General features: G+C 40.3%; 16 protein-coding genes. 9 read left to right on the top strand and 7 right to left on the bottom strand.

The features are described 5' to 3' along the window. Nucleotides 1-208: 208 nt before the first annotated feature. The 3 genes from pruA to RI557_RS08430 form a co-directional block, all read right to left on the bottom strand. Nucleotides 209-1,846: an L-glutamate gamma-semialdehyde dehydrogenase gene (gene pruA / locus RI557_RS08440; protein ID WP_310683242.1), complete on the bottom strand. Its 1,638-nt coding sequence runs from the start codon at nucleotides 1,844-1,846 to the stop codon at nucleotides 209-211. 260 nt (nucleotides 1,847-2,106) lie between these two features. Then, complete coding sequence (gene apaG / locus RI557_RS08435; protein WP_310667992.1) at nucleotides 2,107-2,493, bottom strand: Co2+/Mg2+ efflux protein ApaG; 387 nt, start codon at nucleotides 2,491-2,493, stop codon at nucleotides 2,107-2,109. 10 nt (nucleotides 2,494-2,503) lie between these two features. Further along, nucleotides 2,504-3,796 (bottom strand): DUF5103 domain-containing protein, encoded by a 1,293-nt coding sequence (locus tag RI557_RS08430; protein WP_310683241.1) that lies wholly within the window; start codon nucleotides 3,794-3,796, stop codon nucleotides 2,504-2,506. Nucleotides 3,797-3,947: 151 nt separating this feature from the next. Here RI557_RS08430 and RI557_RS08425 point away from each other — a divergent pair, with 151 nt between their 5' ends. Genes RI557_RS08425 through nqrF form a run of 6 tightly spaced genes read left to right on the top strand, consistent with a single transcriptional unit; the run spans nucleotide 3,948 to nucleotide 9,900 of the window. Next, a complete protein-coding gene (locus RI557_RS08425; RefSeq protein ID WP_310667994.1) occupies nucleotides 3,948-5,294 on the top strand; it encodes a Na(+)-translocating NADH-quinone reductase subunit A in 1,347 nt (448 codons plus the stop codon). 13 nt (nucleotides 5,295-5,307) lie between these two features. Beyond that, nucleotides 5,308-6,516, top strand: a complete 1,209-nt coding sequence (locus tag RI557_RS08420; RefSeq protein ID WP_310683239.1) for an NADH:ubiquinone reductase (Na(+)-transporting) subunit B — start codon at nucleotides 5,308-5,310, stop codon at nucleotides 6,514-6,516. A gap of 9 nt (nucleotides 6,517-6,525) precedes the next feature. Next, entirely contained in the window at nucleotides 6,526-7,245 is a 720-nt protein-coding gene (nqrC, locus tag RI557_RS08415; protein WP_310683238.1) for an NADH:ubiquinone reductase (Na(+)-transporting) subunit C, read from the top strand. Nucleotides 7,246-7,250: 5 nt separating this feature from the next. After that, nucleotides 7,251-7,937: an NADH:ubiquinone reductase (Na(+)-transporting) subunit D gene (locus RI557_RS08410; RefSeq protein WP_310683237.1), complete on the top strand. Its 687-nt coding sequence runs from the start codon at nucleotides 7,251-7,253 to the stop codon at nucleotides 7,935-7,937. Between the two features lie 22 nt (nucleotides 7,938-7,959). Then, complete coding sequence (gene nqrE / locus RI557_RS08405; protein ID WP_310667998.1) at nucleotides 7,960-8,577, top strand: NADH:ubiquinone reductase (Na(+)-transporting) subunit E; 618 nt, start codon at nucleotides 7,960-7,962, stop codon at nucleotides 8,575-8,577. Nucleotides 8,578-8,601: 24 nt separating this feature from the next. Further along, entirely contained in the window at nucleotides 8,602-9,900 is a 1,299-nt protein-coding gene (gene nqrF / locus RI557_RS08400) for an NADH:ubiquinone reductase (Na(+)-transporting) subunit F (RefSeq protein WP_310667999.1), read from the top strand. Between the two features lie 57 nt (nucleotides 9,901-9,957). Here the strand turns inward: nqrF and RI557_RS08395 are convergent, their stop codons facing one another. After that, nucleotides 9,958-13,086: a UvrD-helicase domain-containing protein gene (locus RI557_RS08395; protein WP_310668000.1), complete on the bottom strand. Its 3,129-nt coding sequence runs from the start codon at nucleotides 13,084-13,086 to the stop codon at nucleotides 9,958-9,960. 77 nt (nucleotides 13,087-13,163) lie between these two features. On the opposite strand from RI557_RS08395, the gene RI557_RS08390 reads away from it, so the two are divergent. Together RI557_RS08390 and RI557_RS08385 are read left to right on the top strand one after the other, a co-directional pair. After that, complete coding sequence (locus RI557_RS08390) at nucleotides 13,164-15,212, top strand: S8 family serine peptidase (RefSeq protein WP_310683235.1); 2,049 nt, start codon at nucleotides 13,164-13,166, stop codon at nucleotides 15,210-15,212. Continuing rightward, a complete protein-coding gene (locus tag RI557_RS08385; protein ID WP_310668002.1) occupies nucleotides 15,209-16,285 on the top strand; it encodes a cytochrome c peroxidase in 1,077 nt (358 codons plus the stop codon). The genes RI557_RS08390 and RI557_RS08385 overlap by 4 nt, the downstream gene beginning before the upstream one ends. A 5-nt stretch (nucleotides 16,286-16,290) precedes the next feature. Here RI557_RS08385 and RI557_RS08380 read toward each other — a convergent pair whose 3' ends face one another. The 3 genes from RI557_RS08380 to RI557_RS08370 all read right to left on the bottom strand — a co-directional run bounded on the left by RI557_RS08380 (nucleotide 16,291) and on the right by RI557_RS08370 (nucleotide 22,996). Next, complete coding sequence (locus RI557_RS08380) at nucleotides 16,291-19,743, bottom strand: gliding motility-associated C-terminal domain-containing protein (protein WP_310683233.1); 3,453 nt, start codon at nucleotides 19,741-19,743, stop codon at nucleotides 16,291-16,293. Nucleotides 19,744-19,817: 74 nt separating this feature from the next. Beyond that, nucleotides 19,818-20,918, bottom strand: a complete 1,101-nt coding sequence (locus RI557_RS08375) for a proline dehydrogenase family protein (RefSeq protein WP_310668004.1) — start codon at nucleotides 20,916-20,918, stop codon at nucleotides 19,818-19,820. Nucleotides 20,919-21,109: 191 nt separating this feature from the next. Then, entirely contained in the window at nucleotides 21,110-22,996 is a 1,887-nt protein-coding gene (locus RI557_RS08370; RefSeq protein WP_310683230.1) for a M1 family metallopeptidase, read from the bottom strand. Between the two features lie 140 nt (nucleotides 22,997-23,136). On the opposite strand from RI557_RS08370, the gene RI557_RS08365 reads away from it, so the two are divergent. Next, the coding region (locus tag RI557_RS08365; RefSeq protein ID WP_310683228.1) for a PHP domain-containing protein at nucleotides 23,137-24,623 on the top strand (1,487 nt) is incomplete at its 3' end.

The following is a 24,623-nucleotide window of genomic DNA, read 5'->3' as shown; positions in this document are numbered from 1 at the left end:
ATCATTTCTACGAAAAGTTGCTGTTATTAAAGGACAGAATGAATACAGCTACAGGAAAGAAGCTGGCTGCTGAGCGGCACAAATTCATGATCGGTTTTCTCAAACACTTTTACAGCGAATTAGATCTTAATCTACCCTCTGTGTTAAAATAAAAAAGGCTGCTCCGGATTGCGAAACAGCCTTATGTTGTGTTACAGCCAGTAAAAGATTACTGACCCAAGAAAGGATAGCGGTAATCATTGACCGGAACAAAGTTTTCTTTGATTGAACGAGCGCTCATCCAGCGCAACATGTTCAATTTAGCTCCGGCTTTATCATTTGTACCAGATCCGCGGGCACCACCAAATGGTTGCTGGCCAACTACTGACCCGGTTGGTTTGTCATTGATATAGAAGTTACCGGCAGAGTGTGTCAATGCTTCAGTAGCTTCCTGAATCGCGTAACGATCCTGACTAAATACAGCACCTGTCAATGCGTAAGGAGATGTTTCATCAACCATTTTGAGAACATCACTCCATTTTTCTTTTTCATCGTAAACGTAAATCGTAACAACCGGACCAAAGATTTCTTCTTCCATTGTCACGAAATGAGGATCAGTTGTTAAAATTACTGTCGGCTCGATGAAGTATCCTTTGCTGTCATCGTAATTACCACCGGCAATAATCTCAGCATCTTTTGATTCTTTGGCTTTGTCGATGTAACCTGAAATCTTATCAAATGCAGGACGATCAATTACAGCGTTGACGAAATTACTGAAATCATCAGGAGAGCCCATTTTGAGCGTTTTCATATCGTTGAGCAACTCCTCTTTGAGTTGAGGCCATAGGTTAGAAGGGAAGTAGCAACGAGATGCTGCACTGCATTTTTGACCCTGGAACTCAAATGCACCCCTGATAATAGCTGTAGCAATTGCTTGAGTTTTTGATTCAGCTGATGGGTGTGCTACGATAAAGTCTTTTCCACCTGTTTCACCAACAATGCGTGGGTAAGACTTGTATTTATCGATGTTTGAACCAATTGTTTTCCAAAGATGCTTGAACACTTTTGTTGATCCTGTAAAGTGTAATCCGGCAAAATCTTCGTGATCAAACACAACATCACCGGCATCAGGGCCATCTACATAAATGAGGTTGATGACACCGTCAGGCAATCCTGCTTCTTTGAAAATTCTCATTATGAGTTGAGCAGAATAAATCTGGCTATCTGCCGGTTTCCAAACAACTGTATTTCCTGCCATTGCCGGAGCTGATGGAAGGTTACCTGCAATTGCTGTAAAGTTGAAAGGAGTAATAGCAAAAACAAAACCTTCTAATGGCCTAAACTCCATTCTGTTCCACGTATCTTTTGGACTGTATGGTTGCTCTCTGTAGAGCTGAGTCATATAATCTGCATTGAAGCGGAGGAAATCGATGATTTCAGCTACAGCATCAATCTCAGATTGGTAAGCATTTTTAGATTGTGCGAGCATTGTTGCTGCGTTCATTTCAGCACGATACGGACCGCTGATAAGATCTGCAGCTTTGAGGAAGATGGAAACGCGCTGTTCCCAACTCATTTTTTCCCATTTTGACTTTGCTGCCAGTGCTGAGTCAACCGCTTTTTGAACGTGTTCTTTATTCCCTCTGTGGTATTTACCAATTACATGTTTGTGATCGTGTGGAGGAGTTAGCTCGTGAGTATCTCCTGTCACCACTTCTTCGCCACCAATGTACATGGGTACTTCAATATTCCCATTGTAAAGCTCTTTGTATTTCTTTTGAAGTGCTTCTCTCTCAGGAGTACCCGGAGCATAATCCACAACCGGCTCGTTTTTAGCCGGAGGTACGTTAAAAAAACCTTTAATCATATTTCTTTTTTTGTTTTTGTTATTGATTGAGTTTCAATATGGACAAATCTAATAAAAGAGATTATGAAAAAAACCAGTCTGTTTGTAATTATGTTATGAAAACTTAAAGAAGTAAAAGAAAAAAGGAGATTGTCATTGGGTAACAATCTCCTTGGAGCAAGAATATAGCGTGAAATTATTATGGGGACTAAATTGGAGTGCTACAACCACTTATCCTATAAGAAACATGACAGCGGTATAGAAAAATTATTTTTCGGGCTTTAATTCAATTTAAAAGGGACTACCATGTTTATGTTTGGAATTGTGACATAAAATTCGGTTTCATTCTCTAGCTTCATCATGGTATAAAAGCCACTCATTTTCCCGATTTCAGTGCTTAAATCGCACGCAGATTCGTATTCATAGGATTCACCGGATTCAAGAACCGGCTGTTTTCCCACAACGCCTTCACCTTCCACAACGCGTGAAATGCCGTTCGAGTCCATAATATTCCAGTAGCGACTCTTGAGCTGAATTGAACTGGAAGTTGTGTTCGTTATTCTAATACGATAGGCGAAAATGAAAAATTTGCGATCCGGATCAGAGTACTCTTTTTTATACCCTGACTGAACGCTCACAATGATTCCATCTGTTTCGGCTCTGACCATTAAAGAAAGTTTATCGCGGGAAAGACGTTGAGTTAAATCCCACTAATCGATCATAAATATCACTATTTTGTCGGTGATATACAAATATTGAGTAATCATTTTCAGCCTGGGCATGACTTCCATCGATGAAAGTGAGGTCGCCACTGTCAGAACCATCTTTCGTGTACATGTAAAGATAATTGTAATAGCCTTGCTTGAGGTAGAGTTTTTTCTCGTACTGTCCGGTTCTCGAATTGTATTTCAGTTTGAATTCATTTCTTATTCTCCAGTTTGACAATTCTCCGTAAATATAGAGATTGCCATTTTTCAACTCTTGCGGATAGGGTAGGGCAAAATGTACCCAGGCATAATCAGCTTCCAGGATGTCGTTGAGTCTGCGGTCATCATTACGGATAAGGTATCCACCATTGATATCGCCTCTGTCTAAATACTGCTTGATTTTACGCGGTTCATCCTGCTCCAGGAAAACATTGTACCTGTTGTTATAGACTTCAATATCACGAGTGTTTTCAGCGATATAGTTGAGATTTCTTGTGTCAAAAAAACGCCAGTTATTCAGACCCGGAAAAAGGTTGCGGTCATCGTAATTGAAAACCAACTCTGTACTTTTTACAAATGTTGGTTCCAGGTTATGCATAGCTCCCTGCCAGTCGTGGTTTTGAAGAATCACCGTTTTCATATCGGTATACGGATTTGTGAGGTTGTATTTGCCGGGCTGAATTGAAAAATCAACTTCATGATGAGTATGACGGTAGCGTGCCTGAGTAGCTCGCTTGATGTCAAAGTTTACATTTACCCTGTTTTCAACCACAAAAAACTGCCTCGTTAAAACCAATTCGTCATTTTGCATGTCAAATACTTTGAGTAAATAATTTCCTGACTTTGTCAATTTGATATTTTGATTGGGGAACCGGAGCGTGTAGCGGATAAACTGCTGACGCGTATTTCCTGAATATTCATAATTGTTGATGAGATTTTCCTGAATTCCTTCGAGGTATTCCATTGGCATTAGTTGAGAAGGCTCCCAATTAGCATCACAGTGCACAAAAGAGTAGGCGTAGTTTTCAACAAGACCTGATAAATCTTCAAAGGTCAGAACCAGTTGCTCAGCAGAATTCAGGTTTATTAGCGGAAATCCGTCTCGCCAGCCATCTCTGAAAAGCTGTACAGTTTTAATACTGTCTTTATAAATGTAATTATCGTAACGCAGGAAAGAGTCGTCATAATAGTTCTTGTCCTGTGCTTTTAAGACAGAAGTTAAAGAGAGTGAGGTTGTTAAAATTAATAAAAATAGCTTGTTCATTTTTCGATTATTAAATCATTTTATAAATTCGCTATTTAGAATCGGTCTAAATAGATATTGGACTGCAAAGTAAAATTTAGGTGTGTTTGAAGGGAAAACTAAATTGCTATTTTTGCCCTTCAATTTTGGCGAATTTATCAATTTAAACAGTATGTCCAAGGTTTATAAAGTTACCAAAGGGCTTGACATTAAGTTAGAAGGTGTAGCGGACAAAGTTTACGAATCTGCAACTCCTGAAACTTATGCGCTTAAGCCAACCGACTTTCACGGCATATTTCCCAAGTTAATTCATCGCGAAGGTGATGAAGTTAAAGCCGGAACTCCAATTCTTTATGACAAGTACAATGAGCATGCCAGGTTTGCTTCACCAGTTTCAGGAGAAATTGTTGAAGTTAAGCGTGGAGCTAAACGCAAAATGCTCGAAGTGAAAATTCTTGCTGATAAAGAGTTGAAGTACGAAAAGGGCGATCCAAAAGATGGCTCGAGGGAAGAAGTTATCGAAACAATGAGCAATGCCGGTCTGTGGCCTTTTCTCAAGCAACGTCCTTATGATGTTATAGCTGATGCTGAAGTGACTCCAAAGTCAATTCACATCTCAGCATTTGACACAGCTCCGCTAGGTGCTGATTTGGACTTTTGCCTTCACGGGAGGGAAAAGGACTTTCAAAGAGGTTTGGATGTGCTGTCCAAATTGACAGATGGCAAAGTTCATTTAAACGTGCATCGTATTAAAACTACATCTGAAGTTTTTAGAAACGCTAAAGGTGTTCAAATCAACGAGTTTGAAGGGAAACATCCTTCAGGTTTAGTAGGTGTTCAAATCAATAAAGTTGATCCAATCAACAAAGGTGAAAACGTTTGGACGATTGATGCTCAGCGTGTAGCTGTTATTGGTCGCTATTTTAACGAAGGGATTTACGATGCGAGTATTATTGTTTCGCTAGGAGGATCCAGAGTTGAAAAGCCACGCTATTACAAAACGCTAATGGGAGCCTCAATTAAAGACATGGTTAAGGATAACCTGACTGATTCTGCAGATGATCTTCGATTTATCTCTGGAAATCCATTGGTGGGTGATGCTATCGAAAAAGATGGATTTATCGGTTATTATCACAATTCAATTTGTGTTTTACCTGAAGGAGACTCACCACAATTCCTCGGTTGGATAGCTCCTAATTTTGACAAATTCAGTATGTCGCGTACTTTCTTTAGCTGGATGCAGGGAGGTAAGCGATACGATTTAAATACGAATACCAACGGTGAAGAAAGGGCATTTGTGGTTACCGGTCAGTACGACAAAGTAATGCCGATGGATATTTTACCGCAACAACTAATTAAGTCTATCATTGTTGAAGATGTAGAACAAATGGAGTTGTTAGGTATTTATGAAGTTATACCAGAAGATTTTGCTCTTTGCGAATATGTGTGCACATCTAAACAGGATTTGCAACAAATTGTTAGAAAAGGGTTAGACATCGCTAAAGAAGAATTAGGATAAACGGATAAAGGATATGAAGGCTTTAGAAAATTTCATGCGTAAAATGGAGCCTAAAAAGGATGGTAAATTACCATTGGCTCATACTATTTGGGATGGTACTTACACCTTTCTCTTTACGCCTGGTGAAACAACAAAAAATGGTGTTCACATTCGTGATGGAGTTGACCTCAAGCGCACAATGTTTACGGTTATTATTGCGCTCATTCCAGCGTTGCTATTTGGAATTTGGAATACGGGTCACCAACACTATGTAGCACTTGGAATGGATAGTGCTCCTTTTTGGGATAAAATACTCTTTGGATTGATCAAAGTTTTACCGCTCGTTATTGTCTCTTATGCTGTTGGACTGGGAGTTGAATTCTTGTTTTCAGCATCTAAAGGACACCCAATACAGGAAGGATTTCTCGTGTCAGGAATGTTGATCCCGCTCTGTATGCCGGTTGAAGTTCCTCTTTGGATGGTAGCTGTAGCTACGATATTTGCAGTGGTAATCGGTAAGGAAGTGTTTGGAGGAACCGGGATGAATATTTTGAATCCGGCTCTGACCGCGAGAGCATTCCTCTTCTTTGCTTATCCAACTAAAATGTCAGGTGACAAAGTTTGGGTTAGCACGAGCACAGAAGCAGGACAATCTGTCGCAGATGGCTTTACGGGTGCTACTGCACTCGGTGATTTGGCAACAACAGTAGGCCAGCCGATGGGACAAAATGCCGAAGTAGTTTCAAAATTTGGATCTGACGGGACTTACAGTTTGTTCAATGCCTTTATGGGTTGGATTCCGGGATCTGTAGGTGAAACATCAGCACTGGCAATTTTGATTGGTGCAGCAATACTTTTGATTACAGGAATTGGAAGTTGGAAAATTATGCTCTCATTCCTCGTTGGAGGTTTGGTAATGGGCGGAATCTTCAATGCATTTGCAGTCAATGATTTTATGGAATTAAATCCGCTTCACCATGTTTTAATAGGTGGATTCATGTTTGGTATGGTATTCATGGCAACTGATCCTGTGTCAGCTGCTCAAACGAACACGGGTAAATGGATTTACGGATTCCTCGGAGGATTATTTGCTATCATGATTCGCGTTTTTAACCCGGCTTATCCTGAGGGTGTAATGCTCGCGATCTTGTTCATGAATGTGATGGCTCCGATGATCGATCACTACGTTGTTCAATCAAATATCAAAAAGCGTCAAAAAAGAGCTCAGGTTGTAGCTGCATAAATTAGAGTTATGGCAATAAATAAAGACAGTAACGTATTCACATTTGGCTTTGCAATCGGAATGGTTGTAGTTGTTGGAACTGTTTTGGCAGTTGCTGCAATGGGACTTAAAGACCGCCAAAAAGCCAACGTTCAACAGGAAAAAATGAAAAATATTCTTTCCACAATTGGTGCAATGGAAGCTGATAGCGACCGTTCAAAGGCTAAAGGTCTTTTCGATAAGCACGTTGTGGAGCAAAAAGTTTTTAATGCTAATGGCGAAATCATGGAAGATGCGCCTGAAGCGTTTAAAATTGATGTGAGAAAAGAATATAAATCTCTGCCAGAATCGGAACGTCACTATCCATTATACGTTTGCAAAAAAGACGGAGAGAAATATTTTGTAATTCCAATGGTCGGAACCGGACTTTGGGGACCTATTTGGGGTTACATTGCACTTAAAGGTGATATGGAAACAATTTACGGAACTTCATTTGACCACAAAGGTGAAACTCCGGGATTGGGCGCTGAGATTTCTCAGTCATCATTCCAGGAGCAATTTGAAGGAAAAACAATCTTCAATGAAGAAGGTAAATTTGTTTCTGTTGGTGTTCTCAAGACAGGTGCTGAAGGTGATAAGCATGCTGTTGACGGCATCACCGGTGGTACTATCACATCTAAAGGTGTTGATGAGATGATCTACAGAACTATTGGAACTTATGTTCCTTATTTCAAAACCAAAAAAGCTTAGGAGCTATGGCAGAAGAAGTAGCAGAAAAAGATATGGTTGAAGAGAAAGAACCATTATTCTCTAAGAAAAACCGCAAGTTATTAACTGATCCATTGGATGATGACAATCCAATTACCGTTCAGGTTTTGGGAATTTGTTCAGCTTTAGCGATTACCGTACAGGTACAGCAAGCTATCATCATGGCATTGTCAGTTGTTTTTGTAATGATAGGAGGTAACCTCATCATTTCATTGATGCGTAATATTATCCCAAACCGAATTCGAATTATTGTTCAACTCGTGGTAATTGCATCACTTGTAATTTTAGTTGATCAAATCCTGAAAGCATTTGTTTACGATATCAGTAAAGCACTTTCAGTATTTGTGGGTCTGATCATTACGAACTGTATCATCATGGGACGTTTAGAGGCATTTGCCCTCGGTAACAAACCATGGCCTTCAATCCTCGATGCGGTTGGTAACGCTGCCGGTTACGGTTGGATTTTGATCGCAGTAGCAGTTGTTCGTGAATTCTTTGGTTCTGGAGCTATCAGTTTCCCTGGAGTGGGACAGTTGCAAATTATTCCTCAGGGGTTTTACGAATTTGGCTACATGAACAACAATATGATGATTTTGCCGCCCATGGCGCTTGTAACAGTAGGGATCATTATTTGGATACAGCGTTCTAAAAACACGAAATTGATCGAAGATTAAGAAACTATTTTAATAGAGAGTTATGCAAGATTTAGTAAACATATTTGTCAAGTCGATATTCGTTGATAATATGATTTTCGCATACTTTTTGGGTATGTGTTCTTACCTGGCAGTTTCAAAAACTGTTAATACGGGAGTCGGACTTGGAGCAGCTGTAATATTCGTATTGGGTATTACTGTTCCAATAAACTACCTTCTTGAAAATTATGTCTTAAAAGAAGGAGCTCTTACATGGATTAGTGATGACTTTGCCAGCATCGATTTGAGTTTCTTGAGTTTCATCATGTTCATTGCAGTTATTGCATCAATGGTACAGCTTGTAGAGATGGTTGTTGAAAAATTTGCCCCATCACTTTACGGAGCACTAGGTATTTTCCTTCCTCTTATCGCGGTAAACTGTTCAATTTTGGGTGGTTCACTCTTTATGCAGGAAAGACAATATGCTTCAATTGCTGAAGCAACTTCTTTCGGATTGGGATCTGGAGTAGGTTGGTTCCTCGCAATTGTTGCTATTGCTGCTATTCGAGAAAAAATACGTTATTCTGATGTTCCTGCACCTTTGCGCGGACTCGGAATTACATTTATCATCACTGGACTCATGGGGATTGCTTTCATGAGCTTCATGGGAATTGAACTTTAATTGTTAACAGATAGATAGTAAGGCATGACGACAACAGTAATACTTACAATTGTAATTTTCCTCGCGCTTATTTTGTTATTGGTAGCGGTATTGCTTTTTGCTAAAGCAAAACTGAGTCCATCAGGTGCAGTGAAGATTGAAATTAACGGTGAAAAAACAATTGAAACTGAAGCTGGGGGCACTTTGCTTTCTACGCTCGGTAATAATCAAATCTTTTTACCTTCTGCCTGCGGTGGAGGTGGTACTTGTGCAATGTGCAAGTGTCAGGTACACGATGGAGGTGGTGAAATTCTACCTACTGAAAAACCATACTTCACGAGAAAAGAAGTACAAGATGACTGGAGACTCGGTTGCCAGGTGAAGGTTAAAGACAACATGAAGATCGAAATCCCTGAAGAGATCTTTGGAATTAAGAAATGGGAGTGTGAAGTTGTTTCAAACTACAACGTATCCTCTTTTATCAAAGAGTTTGTTGTAAAGTTACCTGAAGGTGAAAATCTCGACTTTGAGGCTGGTGGTTACATCCAAATTGATGTTCCAAAAATTGAAGTTGATTTCAAAGACATGGACATCACAGCTCACCCTGATATGCATGAGGATCCTAAAAGATTTCAAAAAGAGTGGGATGATTTTGGCCTTTGGGATCTGAATATGAAAAACGATGAAGAAATTTTCAGAGCATATTCAATGGCAAACCACCCTGCTGAAGGGAATATTATCAAGCTCAACATCCGTATTGCTACTCCACCATGGGATCGTTCTAAGAACTCATGGATGGATGTAAATCCTGGAATTTGTTCCTCTTATGTATTTACGCGCAAGCCGGGAGACAAAGTAACCATTAGTGGACCTTACGGTGAGTTCTTTATCAAAGATACTGATGCTGAAATGCTCTACATTGGTGGTGGTGCAGGTATGGCACCAATGCGTTCACACTTATTTCACCTTTTCCACACATTGAAGACAGATCGTAAAGTTACGTTCTTCTATGGTGGTCGATCTAAGCGTGAGCTTTTCTACCTTGAAGACTTTAGACAAATTGAAAGAGAATTTCCAAACTTTAGTTTTCATGTAGCACTTTCAGAACCCTTAGAGGAAGATAACTGGAAAGAAAAGAAGAGTTTAGATGACGATGAAGGAGACGGCTTCCTCGGTTTCGTTCACGAAGCTGTGATTGAACACTACTTTGAGAATCACGATGAACCTGAGGAGGTAGAAGTGTATTTCTGCGGACCTCCATTGATGAATCAGGCAGTTCTTAAAATGTGTGATGATTGGGGTATCCCTGAAGAAAACGTTTCATTTGACGACTTTGGAGGATAATCTCCCCAATTGAAAATTGATACAAAGGCTCGCTTTTAGCGGGCCTTTTTTATTTGGTTACAGTTCCACGAAATCATTTTCATCGAGGTAACAAAGTACTGTTTTATCTACTTCAATTCCCATCTCATTGATGACAGACGCGTAATTGTTGAGTTGTTCCTGGTGCTCAAACGTTCTCCCTCCGGTTTTAAAATCGAATAATTGGACTCTGTTCTTTTCGGTCAGAGCCACTTTATCGGGCCTGTAGGTTGATTTGCTGGCAGGAACGTAGAGTGAGCGTTCTGAGAGTGAGTTAGGTGAAAGGATAGCATCTGAATAATCAGATTGTAAAACGTTATCAATCCAGTTTTCTATTTGGTTTATCTCAGTCTCGTTCAACCTGTGAATCTCGCTCATCTGACTGATGAGCTCTTTCAATTGGTTCTGACCATTAGCTTTTTCCAGTATTTCGTGCGTGATAGCTCCCAGCTGTGAAGCCGTTTTTTCTGATACCTGAGAATATTGAACTTTGGGTCTCGATACTTTTAGATCCTTTTTGTGATCGTAAAAGTGAAAACTGTGACCCGGCATTGTGTTCACCTTCTCCTTTGATTTTTTTTCTCGTTGGCTTACAGGAGTTCCATACGTGAATGTTACATCATCATCAGATTCTGTAAACTGAGGAACATGTTCTCGAATCAATCCGCCAGTTTTTGATTCAGTCGCTTCACTGGAGAAACCGTAAAGTTGTTCCTCAGCTCGTGTGAAAGCTACGTAGAGCAAATTGAGCGAATCTACTTTTTCTTCCTGTTCTTTTTCTTCCTGATCATTTTTAAACCGGGTATATTTAACCTGATTACCACTTAATTTGATTTGCATAAATGGCAATTCAGCTTCATTGGTTTCAACCCATTCTGTTTCAATTTTTTTCAAGTTATTATCGAGATAAGGACAAATCACTACTGCACTTTGCAAGCCTTTTGATTTGTGCATAGTCATTATTTGCACTGCATTTTCATGGGGCTGCGTTTCAACATTGATTTTTTCTTTTTTGGATTCCAGCTCGTTGATGAAATTTGTGAGATTGTTTCCGTTTTTATCAGTGAATGACTGGATATACTCAGAAAGAGCAAGGAATGCAGCATTTTTCTCATTTCCGGGTAATTTGGAAATTAATTCCTCAAAGTTTTCAGCAATTGAATTTTTGCTGTTGATGTTAAAAGTTGAGTTGAGTGTTTTTTGAAGAAATGTGTCAAAGTCGTTTGATAAAAACCTTCTCGTCAAATAGTTTGATAATGATTCAGTAAGTAAATTGAGATTGTTTGCAGCTAAAAGAAATTCTACCCTGTAGTAATTTTCAGTAGGGGAGAGCAGCAGGTTGAAAAAGCTTATAGCGAGTCTGAACTCCGGTGTATTTCCCAAAATCGTGCTCCTTTCAGAATGCACATCAATATTATTGTTCTTGAGAATTGAAGCAATTTTATTGGAGTCCTGACCACTTCTAACAAGAATCATGATTTCAAAAGGTTTGTAAAGTCCGTTTTTGGTCAGATCCTGAATTAACTCAACCACCGAGTTTTCGTTTTCTTCTTTTGCCCATTTTTTGAACTCGTGTGAGTTGAGCCCTAACTCGTTGTTTTTCTCGTATTTGTGCAATGTAAATGAAACAAACCCATTGTTATACTTATGGTTAGGGGTTTGTTCAACATCATCGTACATTTTCCTGTGATCTTCAGATAAAATGTCTCTGGCTCTGGTAAAAAACTTTTTGTTGAAGCAGACAATTTTTTTCCAGGATCTGAAATTGTGATCTAAAGGATTGGTATCCTGTACATTTAAAAACGGAGCCTGCCACTCTGCAATAGCCTGATCGTTGTACGGGTTGTACAACTCAGGAAGAGCAACAAACTGCCGGGCTTCACCGCCTCTAAAGCGGTAGATTGCCTGTTTGGCATCGCCAACAATCAATGATGAACCACCCTGACTGAGAGCATTTCCGAAGAGCGGAATGAGGTTGTGCCATTGAATGATAGAAGTATCCTGAAATTCATCGAGCATGTAGTGCCTGTAATGTTCTCCCAACCGTTCGTAGATGAATGGAGCCGGCTCTGACTGTACTACATCGCCAATGCTTTTGTTGAAGTCAGAAATGTGGAGTGTGTTGAGTTGTTTTTTGAGCATCTCAAGATGTTCGCCTACAAGGCTGAGTGTGCCGGTTTTGAATACTTCATTGGCGATAATATTGTGATACGAGTATTGATTAAAATGCTCCATGATGGATTCGATGTAGCTGTGAGCCTTAGCGGTAATGGAATCACTATCGGGAACCTTTTTTTCCAGGCTTTTTTTAAACCACTTTTCGGGATTTTCATAAAAACCCGGTTCATCATCCCAAATTGTATCGAAATCTGCTTTTTTAAATGCGGTCAATCGCTTTGTGAGCGTTCCTCTGCTCACGTGTTCCTCTAAATTGTTTTTATGAATAAATGTTAATCCTTCTTCAGCTAATTCAATGATTTTCTTTTTGATTAACTCACATTCTTTTTGGTGTTTTTCAACTATTTTTTTGAATACATCGAGTTCAACATCTTCTAAAGAAGCTAATTCCCTGTTGTTGTTATCTCTTAAAAGCGGTTTGGCAAATTCAACAAGAAGATCGTTGATGTTCCAGGATTTTTCATTGTCTATTTGTTTTTCAACGAAATCCTCAAGGATTTTGGTAGGTAAACTATTGTTATTTCCTATCTCAAAAAGTAGTTCATTGACAGCCATTGTCAGCAAAGAATTGACATCTAATTCAACTTTGAAATTAGATGGAATCTTGAGGTCAAAACTGAACGATTTTACAAGCCGGTGTGTAAAGCTGTCGATTGTACTCACAGAAAAATCACCGTAGTGGTGGAGGAGCGAAAAGAGAACACTCTTTGAACGCGATCTTATTTCAGTTTCGTTGAGATTTGTTTCATCAATTAATTGTTTCAGTAATTCTGCTTCTTGGCCTTTTAATTTATCACTTGTTGCAAATTGCTGGAGCGTAAACACAATACGGTCTTTCATCTCCTGCGCAGCTTTGTTGGTAAAGGTTATAGCGAGGATTGATTTAAAAGTATCTTCGTTTTCAGCGGTTAATACCAGATGCAAAAATCGCTTGGCTAATTGAAACGTTTTACCTGATCCGGCTGATGCTTTTAAGACAATTAGTGACATTTAGTACTGTATGTTAAATGAATCTTTAATATCTTCGAAACTAACAATTTTCGTTTTTCAACGTTTTGAAAGATACAATGAAAAAATTTTTAAGCATATTGATATTGCTGTTTTTCTCAACAGTATTGGTCAGAGCCCAGGTAAAAGAGGGCCAACTTATCGTGCAATTGCACAACAATGCAAATGCTGAAGAATTAACGCATGACATGAATAATTCATTTGGCAATCAGGTAATTCAAAAGAGTAAAGAGTTATCTGGAAGAATGAACATGCACCTCATTCACTTTGACACCAACATTGCTGATCTGGATAAACTACTCGGTGTTTTCGGTTCTGACCAAAGAACGATTGCAGTGCAGCCCAACCACACGAATGTTGAATTGCGCGACAAAACTCCTAATGATCTCGATTATCCGGCTCAATGGGCTCTGAATGAAACAAAATTGGGAAACATGGCAGCTCCCACAGCCTGGGATTACTCAACCGGAGATACAACAGCAACCGGTGAAAAAATTGTGATTGCAGTTGTGGACAACGGTTTTGAATTGAGTCATCAGGATTTATCTTTTTTTGAAAATACCAATGAGATTCCCAACAACAATATTGACGATGACCAAAATGGGTATGTCGATGACGTGAATGGCTGGAATGTTTATAACGATAATAATATTATTCCTACTCAGCAACACGGATCTCACGTTGCCGGAATTGCTGCAGCCAAAGGAAATAATAACCAGGGCGTAACCGGAGTTGGTTGGGGAATGGATGTTCTCCCGATTGCAGGGTCAAGTGGATCAGAGGCAGTTGTTCTTGCAGCATATGGTTACATACTGGAAATGCGAGCTCTTTACAATGAAACAAATGGACAAAAAGGGGCTTTTTTAGTAGCTGCTAATTCGAGTTTTGGGATCAATTATGCAGATGCCTCACAATACCCGCTTTGGTGTAATTTTTTCGACTCTCTTGGAGCTGAAGGTGTTTTGAGTACAGGAGCTACTATCAATGGAAATATTGATGTTGACCAGTTTGGCGACATGCCCACAACCTGCTCAAGCCCGTATTTGTTGTCAGTAACCAACTTGACTGAAGACGCAGTTAAAAATACGGGAGCTGGTTACGGAACAACTCATATTGATATAGCAGCTCCGGGAACCGGTATTTACAGCACTGTTCCTTCAAACTCATATTCAAACTCAACAGGTACCTCCATGGCAGCACCTCAAGTTGCCGGAGCTATTGGTTTGTTGTACAGTGCAATGTGTCCTGATCTAATCAATCTTTACAAGCAAAATCCCGATAGTATTGCGCTTTATGTTAGGGAAGCAATTCTCAAAGGTGCTGACACGCTTTCCATGCTTCAGGGAACATCAGCTACCAATGGAAAGCTAAATTTGACTAGAGCGATTGAAGAAATGCTTCGCTACGATTGTACTGATATTTCGTTTGAATCCTCTCAGGCAAATTGTGAGCCATGTGGTGCTGAAGTAGTTGTCAATTTAAAATACGGTGTTGCACCCATAGAATATTACTGGAACGATGGATTAGTAACCGGCAACAATGTCCGTTCTGATATGTGTTCCGGAAATTATTCAGTTACCGGGATTGATCGCTACGGAAATGGCAAAGTAGTAAATATTGAAATTGCGCAGTTCGATTCAATCGTACTGACTTCTCAAGTAAACTTGATTTCATCTCCAAATGCTAAAGATGGCTCTATTCAGCTCCAGGTAAGCGGAGGAAATGGCAATATTGAATACGAATGGTCAACGGGTGACACAACTGATGCAATTCAAAACTTAAGTCAGGGAAATTATAATGTGACTGTTACAGATTCTACAGGCTGTTCTGTAACGAAGTCGTTTGATATGGTTTTGAGCGGCAAAGATGAAGTCACTGAAAATGACATTAAAATTTATCCAAATCCAACTAAAGGTATGGTAACTGTCAGAACCGGAGGTGCTCGCGAATTAACCCTCGATGTTCTCGATGTCGTGGGTAAAGTGGTTCTGACCGAAAGGCTCGATAAACAATTGATCGACTTAACGGGTTTACCATCCGGACTTTATATTTTCAAAATTCATAGTGACGGAAGTCCCGTGAAAACAGAAAAAGTAATTGTGAGATGATGAAGTGGAGTTGGTTATTATTTGCTTTAACGGTATTTGCGGGATGTCAACGTGATGTTGAAGTTCCTGAAGCTAAATCTGTACAGGATAAAATTCCGGAGCCTACTCCTCATGAACTGAGAATTCCGCAGGGCTTTGGTGATTATTACCGCAATCCTGATAATCCTTTGACACTTGAAGGCATTGCATTGGGAAAAAAACTGTTTCACGATCCTATTTTGAGTGATGGCAACAAACAGAGTTGTGCGAGTTGTCACGTACAATCTAAAGGTTTTTCTGATCCACGCAAGGTGAGTCCGGGTGTTGCTCCGGGAGCCATCGGAACGAGGAATGCAATGGCATTGATCAACCTGGCATGGAGGAGAGAGTTCTTTTGGGACGGAAGATCATTCTCTCTTGAACATCAAGCGCTCGATCCGGTAGCAAACCCAATTGAGATGAATTTACCATGGCCACAAGCTGTTCAAAAACTGAAGGCTCATGATGAATATCCATTGTTATTTGAGAGAGCGTTTGGAGTAGAAGACTTTGATTCAACTCATGTTGTAAAAGCTATAGCACAGTTTGAAAAGACATTGATATCTGCCGATTCAAAGTACGATAAATACTTACGCGGTGAAGCCACTTTAACAGATCAGGAAAGGTTTGGTATGGATTTATTCATGAGTGAAGAGGCAGATTGCTTCCATTGCCATAATGGCGTTACTTTTACTGATAACTCTTTTCGTAATAATGGGTTGCAGGAAACCGTAAATGACTCTGGTTTGGGAGCTATAAATGGTAATCCCAGAGATATTGCCAAATTCAAAGTTGTTACGCTACGGAACATTGGATTTACAGCACCTTATATGCATGATGGGCGCTACCAAACTCTTGAACAGGTCATCAATTTTTACAGCGATAGCGTCAATCAACAAAGTCCAAACATTGATCCTGTTATGCTTAAGAGCAATAGAGTAAATGGCTCATTAAATTTAACAGGCGAAGAGAAAGAAGCTTTAATAGCTTTTCTCAATACACTAAATGACACTTCTTTTATCGAGAATGAGCGATTAAGCAGTCCTTTTGAATAAGACTTTTAACGATAAAGTGTTACAGAACCTTTTTTTGTGATATTCTGGACTTCGAGGATATAATAATACGTTCCAACAGCTACATCTTCTCCCGAGAAGTTTTTGCCGTTCCAACTCGCAAAACCACCTTCGTTTTCAAATATCAAGGCTCCCCAGCGGTTGTAAACTCTCAAACTCAAACAGTTCACAACATTTCCGTTACTCTTTACTTCAAAGTAGTCGTTAACTCCGTCATTATTTGGAGTAATAACGTTTGGCGTTTTGAGGTTCAGTAAAGTCTCTAAATATTTTGGACTGATGTTAACCGCAGTAGTGTCGATACAACCATTAGGTGATTCAGCAATTAGCACCAGGTCTAATTCCAAACCATAGGCAAAATCAAGACTTTTCAATTCATCAGTAGTGTATGGTTCTCCATTGAGTAACCACGTTGAGTTTTCAGTATTGGCACTGAAGTTTTCAACCTCAATTTTTGGTTGTTCACAGCCCGGAATTATGGTGTAATTGAACTCAGCTTCCGGCTCCTGATAAGTTTGTACTTCAACTAGGGCTGTATCAGTACAGCCCAGGCTATCAGTAACTCTTATTTCATAATTGCGCGGATTTGTAATCCTTGCAACAATACTGTCTCCCTGATTGTATTCAATGTCCTGTCCGGGGCTTATTGAATAGTTCAGAGGTTGAATTCCGTCAGAAACATTAAAGGTCATAGGAACTTCAGATCCTCTGCAAACAATTGTATCAAACCCACCAAAAAGTGACATAACTGATAAAGTTACAGATGCTGAATCAACACAACCTAAACTATCAGTTACTGTAACCGAGTAATTCGTGGTTTGATCAGGGAACACAACCGGATTGGCTGATGTATCATTGTCAATTTCAGAACCCGAAGACCATTGATAATTTGATCCGGCAGGACCTGTAGGGTTACCACCAAGCATAGCTCCACGAGTTCTGCATATATAACGGTCAGATCCGGGATTGATATTGGGTAATTCCTGAACTCTTACATCGATACTGTCGGTAGATTGACATCCATTAGCATCAGTGAGCGTGACAACGAAAGTTGTATCAGTAGGAGTCAAAACAAACGGTGAAGCTGAAGTTGAGTCGCTTAGAAAATCACCGTTATTCCAAACAAAGTCTCCGCTACCAAATGCGAAAATTTGAGTAGTATCGCCATCACAGGCAAATGTATCTGGCGATGTAGATAGAGTAGGGTTTGGGTTAACAACAAGATTTACCGTATCTGATCCGGTGCAGGTGTCATTTGTCGTGTTTACGATGTAACTCTGTGAGTTGGATGGGGCAACCAAAGGATTAGATAAGGTGCTGTCATTCATATTGACATTCGGACTCCACGCATAATCAGTAAAAGGAGGTGAAGTGGGATTTGCTCCAAGAAGAATTGAATCACCAACACAAATTGCTCTATCAGGGCCGGCATTAGTTGGCACTTCTGGTTGTGTTACAACATTGATTGAATCAGTTGCAGCACAACCATTTGTATCAATGTAATCTACATAATAAGTTGTGTCATTAGGAGGGAAGAATCTCGTTGGTACAGCGGTTTGATTAGAAATAAAGTAATTGGAAGTCCAAACGAAGCTCGGTACATCAGGATTTAATTCCAATGTATCTCCCGGGCATAAAAAGTAATTCGTACTGAGATCGAGTGTATCTGGTCTGTTAATAATGACCGTTACAGTATCAGTCGTTGAACAAGAGTTAGAATCAGTAATTTCTAATACGTAATCTGTTGAGCCAATCGGTGAAGCATCTGGAAATAGTACATTAGGATCTGAAAGTCCTGCTGTGGGTGTCCAGCTAACAGTTTCTCCAACGCCTAAAGATCCGCCACCAATTGTAGTCGTGTCACCAAAACAAATACTGGTATCCTGGCCGGCATTAGCAAATACTTGAGTAATGATAACTGATAGAGATTTGTTCACAACACAACCATTGTTGCTTGTTACAGTAGCCTGAACTGAACCAGTGTTACCTGTCCAGTTAATCTCTAACTGGTTTGTACCAGAACCAGAAATGATATTTCCACCATTAACTGTCCAATTGTAGGTAGCTCCCTGTATATTTGGAAGAGAGTAGGTCTCCTGGCTCTGACCACTACAAACTAACTCAGGCCCCTGAATTTCCTGATTTATTTCAAAAGGTTGAACGTCAATAGCGTAGTTCTGAGTAAAAGTTTTTGGCGGACAACCATTATCTCGTACAGCAACATTAAATGTGTAAGGAGCATTTCTTCCCTGAGCACAAGTTGTTTGCCAGCACAATTGAGTTGTAATTGCACTATCGCCAGAAAGGGGTGCAAGAATATTTGCTGAAGGACTAACCAAGTTTGGGTCAAAAATATTACCCGTTGCATTCATGAAAAGCGAATCACCTTCTTCGTCAAAGTAATCTAAGTCAATACAGAAGGAGTCTCCGGCAGTAACCTGATATTCAACAGGTGATAGTGCTGTTGTGTCGAGATTTGAAGTGTCCTGTGCAGGGTTTGGGTTGGGCGGACACTGAACAACCAATAGCTGAATATCTCTTCGAGTAACACTTATCAATTGACCGTTTCTGTATTCTTTAATTTCAACTGCTGCAGCATAATTGCCGGGATTACTTGCTCCAAATTGAGTTGTTCCTGTAGTTGGATTAATAGATTGAAAACCTGTATTTCCAAATATTTGATTCGTTGAAAAACCAGGTCCCCAGGTGACTAGGTTTGGTGGGTTAGGGTATGGATCAAAATTAGGACTGCTGTAGGCTGGCCCTGGTGAAGCACTTGAAGTGTTTCCATCATATGGTTGTTCCAGAGAATAAACTAATGAATCCCCATCCGGATCAATTGCAGAGTTCGGAATAAATGTAGTGTCATCCTCGCAGATGAAAGATACAAGCGTATCATTAAAAGCAGCCGAACTATTTGGAAGTAGATTACCGCTACCATCAGAGGGAATAAAAACCTTGTACGTTAATGCTTGGTTACCAGAGTTTTGAAGGTTTACAATTCCTCCCGGCCTGCAACAGCGATCGTAAAGAATATGATATCCTTCATTGGAAGGAGCTAATGATACAATGGTTGAATATTCTACGAGTGCAACACAATTGCTGGTAGAAAAATTACAACCGGGAGGAAGGTTAGGGTCTATTATACCAACACTAACAGTATCCATGGTAGCAGTAGATACAAAATCTACACCAAATTCATTGATAAAGCCTTCGTAAATTCCAATATCAATAGTAGGTTCAGGAAAAGTATTCGGCCAGTTAACAGAATTACAATCCATATATGCCTGAAACCTAATCCTATATTCTCTGTTTCCCGGAAAAGTACTGGATGGCCCCAGGTCTTCATAACTCATGTTTCCACCGATAAGGTGAGTGGCATGTGAAAGGCCCGGAATTATGGTAGCGATTATCGCTAATAAAAGATATAACTTTTTCACAGAGCTGATTTATTTCAAAGGTTCGTTTGTAGCTTCGAATTTATGAAATAAAACCTACTCAGGTCAATTAAATGTTAGTTTTTAGCTTTTTGCTCCTCTTTACGTCTCTTGCGTTCAGCCAATAAGAAGCGTAATTCTTTACCCATTTGTCCGGAAATAGCAGAATTCTCCTCAGCTCTGCGGGTTAAGTATGGAATAGTGGACTTAACCGGACCGTATGGCAAATACTTGGTTACGTTGTAACCTTCATTCGAGAGGTTGAAGCTGATGTTATCACTCATTCCGTAAAGCTGAGCAAAATAGATAGATGGATGATCGTGCGGTATGTCCATGTCATCCATCAAATCGACAAGTTTGTAGCAGCTCAATTCGTTGTGCGTCCCACAACTGAACTCCAAATAATCGAGGTTCTGAATAGCGATTTTTATTCCGCGATCAAAGTCACGGTCTGTACTCTCTTTATCGGGTTGGATAGGAGTGCGGTACCCCATTTTCTTGGCGCGTTTATGTTCTTTTTCCATATAGGCACCGCGTACAAACTTAATCCCGAGAACAAAGCCTTCTTGCTTTGCTTCTTCAATCATCCTTTCAATAACAGGCAACATAGAGTGCTTGTACATCTGGAAAGTTGTGTAAACAATTGCCTGCTCCTTGTTGTATTTGCGCATCATTGACGCTATGAGTTGATCGATAGCCGGCTGAATCCAACTTTCTTCAGCATCGATGTAAATAGGAATTTTGTTTTCGTTGGCACGCTTACAAATTTTATCAACACGCCTCACAACACGAGCAAATGCTTCTTTGTCTTCTTTTGAAAGTTCACCGCCTTCCGATACCCTTTCGAGTAAATCGAAACGAGCGATACCTGTAATCTTCATGCAACTCACCGGAATGTGAGGTGATGATTTGGCTTTGTCAATAACACGAATTAATTCTTCAGCAGTATGATCAAAAGTCTCTTCATCTTTCAATCCTTCAACAGAGTAGTCGAGAATAGCACCTATGTTTCCCTTTGCGAGATCAACAATGGCTTTATTCTCACATTCTTCGATTGTTTCACCACCACAAAACTGTCTAAAAACTGTTTGCTTCACTATTCCTGAAATAGGTAAGTTAAGCTTTAATGCAACTTTAGTGAGTTTGGTTGCGAGCTTCACAACCCAGCTGTATTGCATCAGGCGGAATATAAAAACAGAAAAAGCAAGATCACCATCGCTTTTGTTAGCGAAGGCAACCTTGCTATTACTAAAATCTATTTCGTTTCTTTTTCTGGAATCAGTTTCTCTTGTCATAAGCTAGCTAAAAAACACCCCAAAGTAAAGGCATATTCTTTAGCTGTAAAACATCAACCATAAAGATTGTTCAATTATTCTTTGTCCTTTTGATAGTTTAACATTTCATCAATCGTGTTCGTAGAAACGCTGTGGTAGTTAGGACGAGCCTTTTTATAAATTGCTGTGGCTCGCTTTTTAGAAGGATCTGCTTCGGTCAGAGCCGAGTATAGCGGAACGAGGAATTTTCTGCGACCTACCGATACCAGGAAGCTTTCCAGCGCATCATCTGCCGGCTTGTAATTGTGCTTGATTGTGTGCTCAAACCAGGCCGCTAATATTTCGCTGTTTCCAGACTTTGTAAAACCAAATGATTGATCCAATTCTGTCATTTGTTCGTTTGAGAGCGTATCAGGTAAGTTTCTCAAAAAGTGCAACCACTCGTGAGAAGACCATCCTGCCGTTTTCAGTTCCTTAGCTTCAAAAGCACCATCGCTCCAGGCTTTAAGAGCAGATTCTACACGTTGAAAACGCTCACTGGTAACTTCGGGAGCGTTATCAGGAATACCTGGACCGTAAATCCAGTCGTTGAGTCTGAGTTTTGCTTTTAGTGCTGTGTCAGAACTCAGTAAACTTGAGTCGAGGTAGCTCACAAATTTTTCTGTTGTCATCGTTTCAAAAGCAAACTTCTCAAAATAAGTGTTGAGAAATTTGTCAAACTTCTTGCGACCGTATAACTCTTCGATTTTCTCCAGAAAGAAAGCTCCTTTTTCGTAAGCTACGCTGGTCATACCATCATCAGGGTTCCGACCATCGAGATCTAATTTCAACCATGTGTCACGAGCAGGAAGGTCAGCAACTTCTTTCTTGAGATCTTGCATGCCCAGTTCACGCAACATGTTTACGTAATCTTTTCCGTAGAGCTCTTCCATGATTCTGCGCTCAAAGTAAACAGTGAAGCCTTCGTTTAACCAGAAGTCATTCCAGTTTGCATTAGTGACGAGGTTACCACTCCAGCTGTGAGCGAGCTCGTGAGCGATAAGCGATGTAAGTGAGCGATCTCCTGCAATGATAGTTGGAGTAGAGAATGTCAATCTCGGATTTTCCATTCCGCCAAACGGGAAAGATGGAGGGAGAACAATTACATCATAGCGTCCCCAGCGGTATTTTCCGTAGAGTTTTTCAGCAGCAACGAGCATACTGTCCATATTCGCAAACTCATTTGCTGATGCTTCAATCATTCCGGGCTCAGCATAAACACCGGTTTGCTCACCGATTTTTTGGAACTCAACATCACCGATTGCCATTGCCATGAGGTAAGAAGGAATCGGTTCAGTCATTTTGAATTTGTAAATGCCATCAGCGTTTTTCTTAACCGGGTTTTCAGCACTCATGAGCGTGAGAAGCTCTGGACGAGATTTAACCTCGGCTTCGTAAGTGAAACGAATTCCGGGGCTGTCCTGGCATGGGATCCATGTACGAGCAAGAATAGCCTGAGATTGTGTAAAGAGGAATGGATTGTTTTTGTCGTGAGTTTGTTGGGCGTTCAACCACTGAAGTGCTTCAGCATCTTTAGATGTACTGTAGTTGATAGCAACCCATTCTGCACCTTCAGGAAGTTTGATCACGAGCGGCTGACCCAAAACAGGATCGTTGTCACCGAGATAATAGTCAGCTTCATCAGCTCCGTCAACCAACACCTTGTGGATATCGAGATTTCTCGTATCAAAAACAATTGAGTCGGCATTGTTATTTTCAATATCCCATGTTGCAGATGCTTTGATCTTTTTCGTTTTGAAGCTTACCTGAGCAATCCAGTTCAGGTGTTTTACAGCAGCTTCCAAAGGTTTCGCATAAGAGTGAGGATCTGACCAGTCTTTAGGTATATCAGCTTGTTTCATCTCTGTTTTGGTTTCTTTTGAACCGCAACTTGCTATTAGCAATCCTACAATGAAAAGTAATGCAATGTTTGTGTATCTCATGTGTTTTTATTTTAAAGCACCACAAATCTAAAGATTCTTTACTACTGCACTTAATCTATTTGCTGTTGACAAGTTTTTTTGGTCAATATGGCATTTCAACTTTGGCTGATTTACATTAGTTGGGAAATTTTAGCGGCAATATGTACATTGTATTTGATACTGAAACCACTGGTTTACCCCGTGATTATAATGCTCCTGTAACTGACAGCGAAAACTGGCCCAGGTGTGTCCAGTTAGCGTGGCAAATTCACGATAAATGGGGTGAACTCATAGAGGTCAAAAACTACATCATCAAGCCAGATGGCTTCACGATTCCATATAATTCTGAAAAAATTCACGGCATTTCCACTGAGCGTGCAATGCGCCAGGGTGTGGAATTGGAATGGGTGCTCAAAGAATTCAATGAAGCGCTCCAAAAAGCTGATTTCGTTGTAGGGCAAAACATCGGCTTTGACATCAATGTCATGGGGGCCGAGTTCCACCGAATGGATGTTGAAACTCCTATGATGAACATGGAGAGCCTCGACACTTGTACAGAGAAAACGGCTAATCTCTGTCAGATCCCGGGCGGACGAGGCGGTAAATTCAAACTCCCCACGCTTACCGAGCTCCACGAACATCTCTTTGATGAAGCTTTCAACGAAGCGCACAACGCCAGTGCCGATGTGGAAGCAACAGCCCGCTGTTTCCTCGAGCTCGTGAGAATTGAGAATTACACCGAACACGAGCTACACGCTGATCCGGGCTACCTGACAGAATTCAAAGAAAAGAACCCAAAACCGTTTGAGTTAATCGGGCTGAATATTGAACCGTATACGCCTGATCACGAAGAGTTTGAAGATGTTGAAACACAGTCAGAACCGGATCTGACCAAAGAAGAGATTGAAGATAACCTCAAAGAACTTGAAGAGGTTACGTTCTCACATCTTCACAATCACACTCAGTATTCTGTTTTACAGGCTACCACTAAGCTCGATGCCATGATCGAAAAAGCATCGAAAGACGGAATGCCGGCTATCGCCATGACAGATATGGGAAACCTGATGGGGGCTTATCTGTTCACTCAAACTGTCATTAATTACAACAATTCGTTAAAGGCAAAAAAAGAGGAAGGACAGGAGGTTGACGCTGTTGAAGTGAAACCGATTGTCGGTTGTGTGTTTAATGTTTGTAAAGATCACAACGATAAATCGAAGAAGGATAACGGAAATCAGGTTGTGTTGATCGCCAAAAACAAAAGAGGTTATCACAACCTGGCAAAGATGTCATCAATCGCGCATACTGAGGGTTTTTACTACGTTCCGCGAATCGATAGAGAGATTGTAGAGAAATATAAAGAAGATGTGATTTGCCTCACGGGTAACCTGAGTGGTGAAGTGCCTAATCTGGTTCTGAATGTGGGAGAAAAACAAGCTGAAGAGTCTTTGCTTTGGTGGAAAGAGCAGTTTGGTGAAGATCTCTACATCGAGTTGATGCGCCACGGTCAGGAAGATGAGGACAGAGTCAATAAAGTTTTGCTCGATTTTGCCAAAAAACACGATGTAGGAGTCGTGGCGACAAACTCGACATATTACCTCGATAAATCTGATGCGAATGCGCATGATATTTTGCTCTGCGTGAAAGACGG

Origin of the sequence: Salibacter sp., from assembly GCF_031581065.1 — a bacterium.
In the GTDB taxonomy this organism is placed as follows: domain Bacteria; phylum Bacteroidota; class Bacteroidia; order Flavobacteriales_G; family Salibacteraceae; genus Salibacter.
The sequence above is the reverse complement of the archived record's forward strand: the minus strand, read 5'-3'. Positions and strand labels throughout refer to the sequence as shown.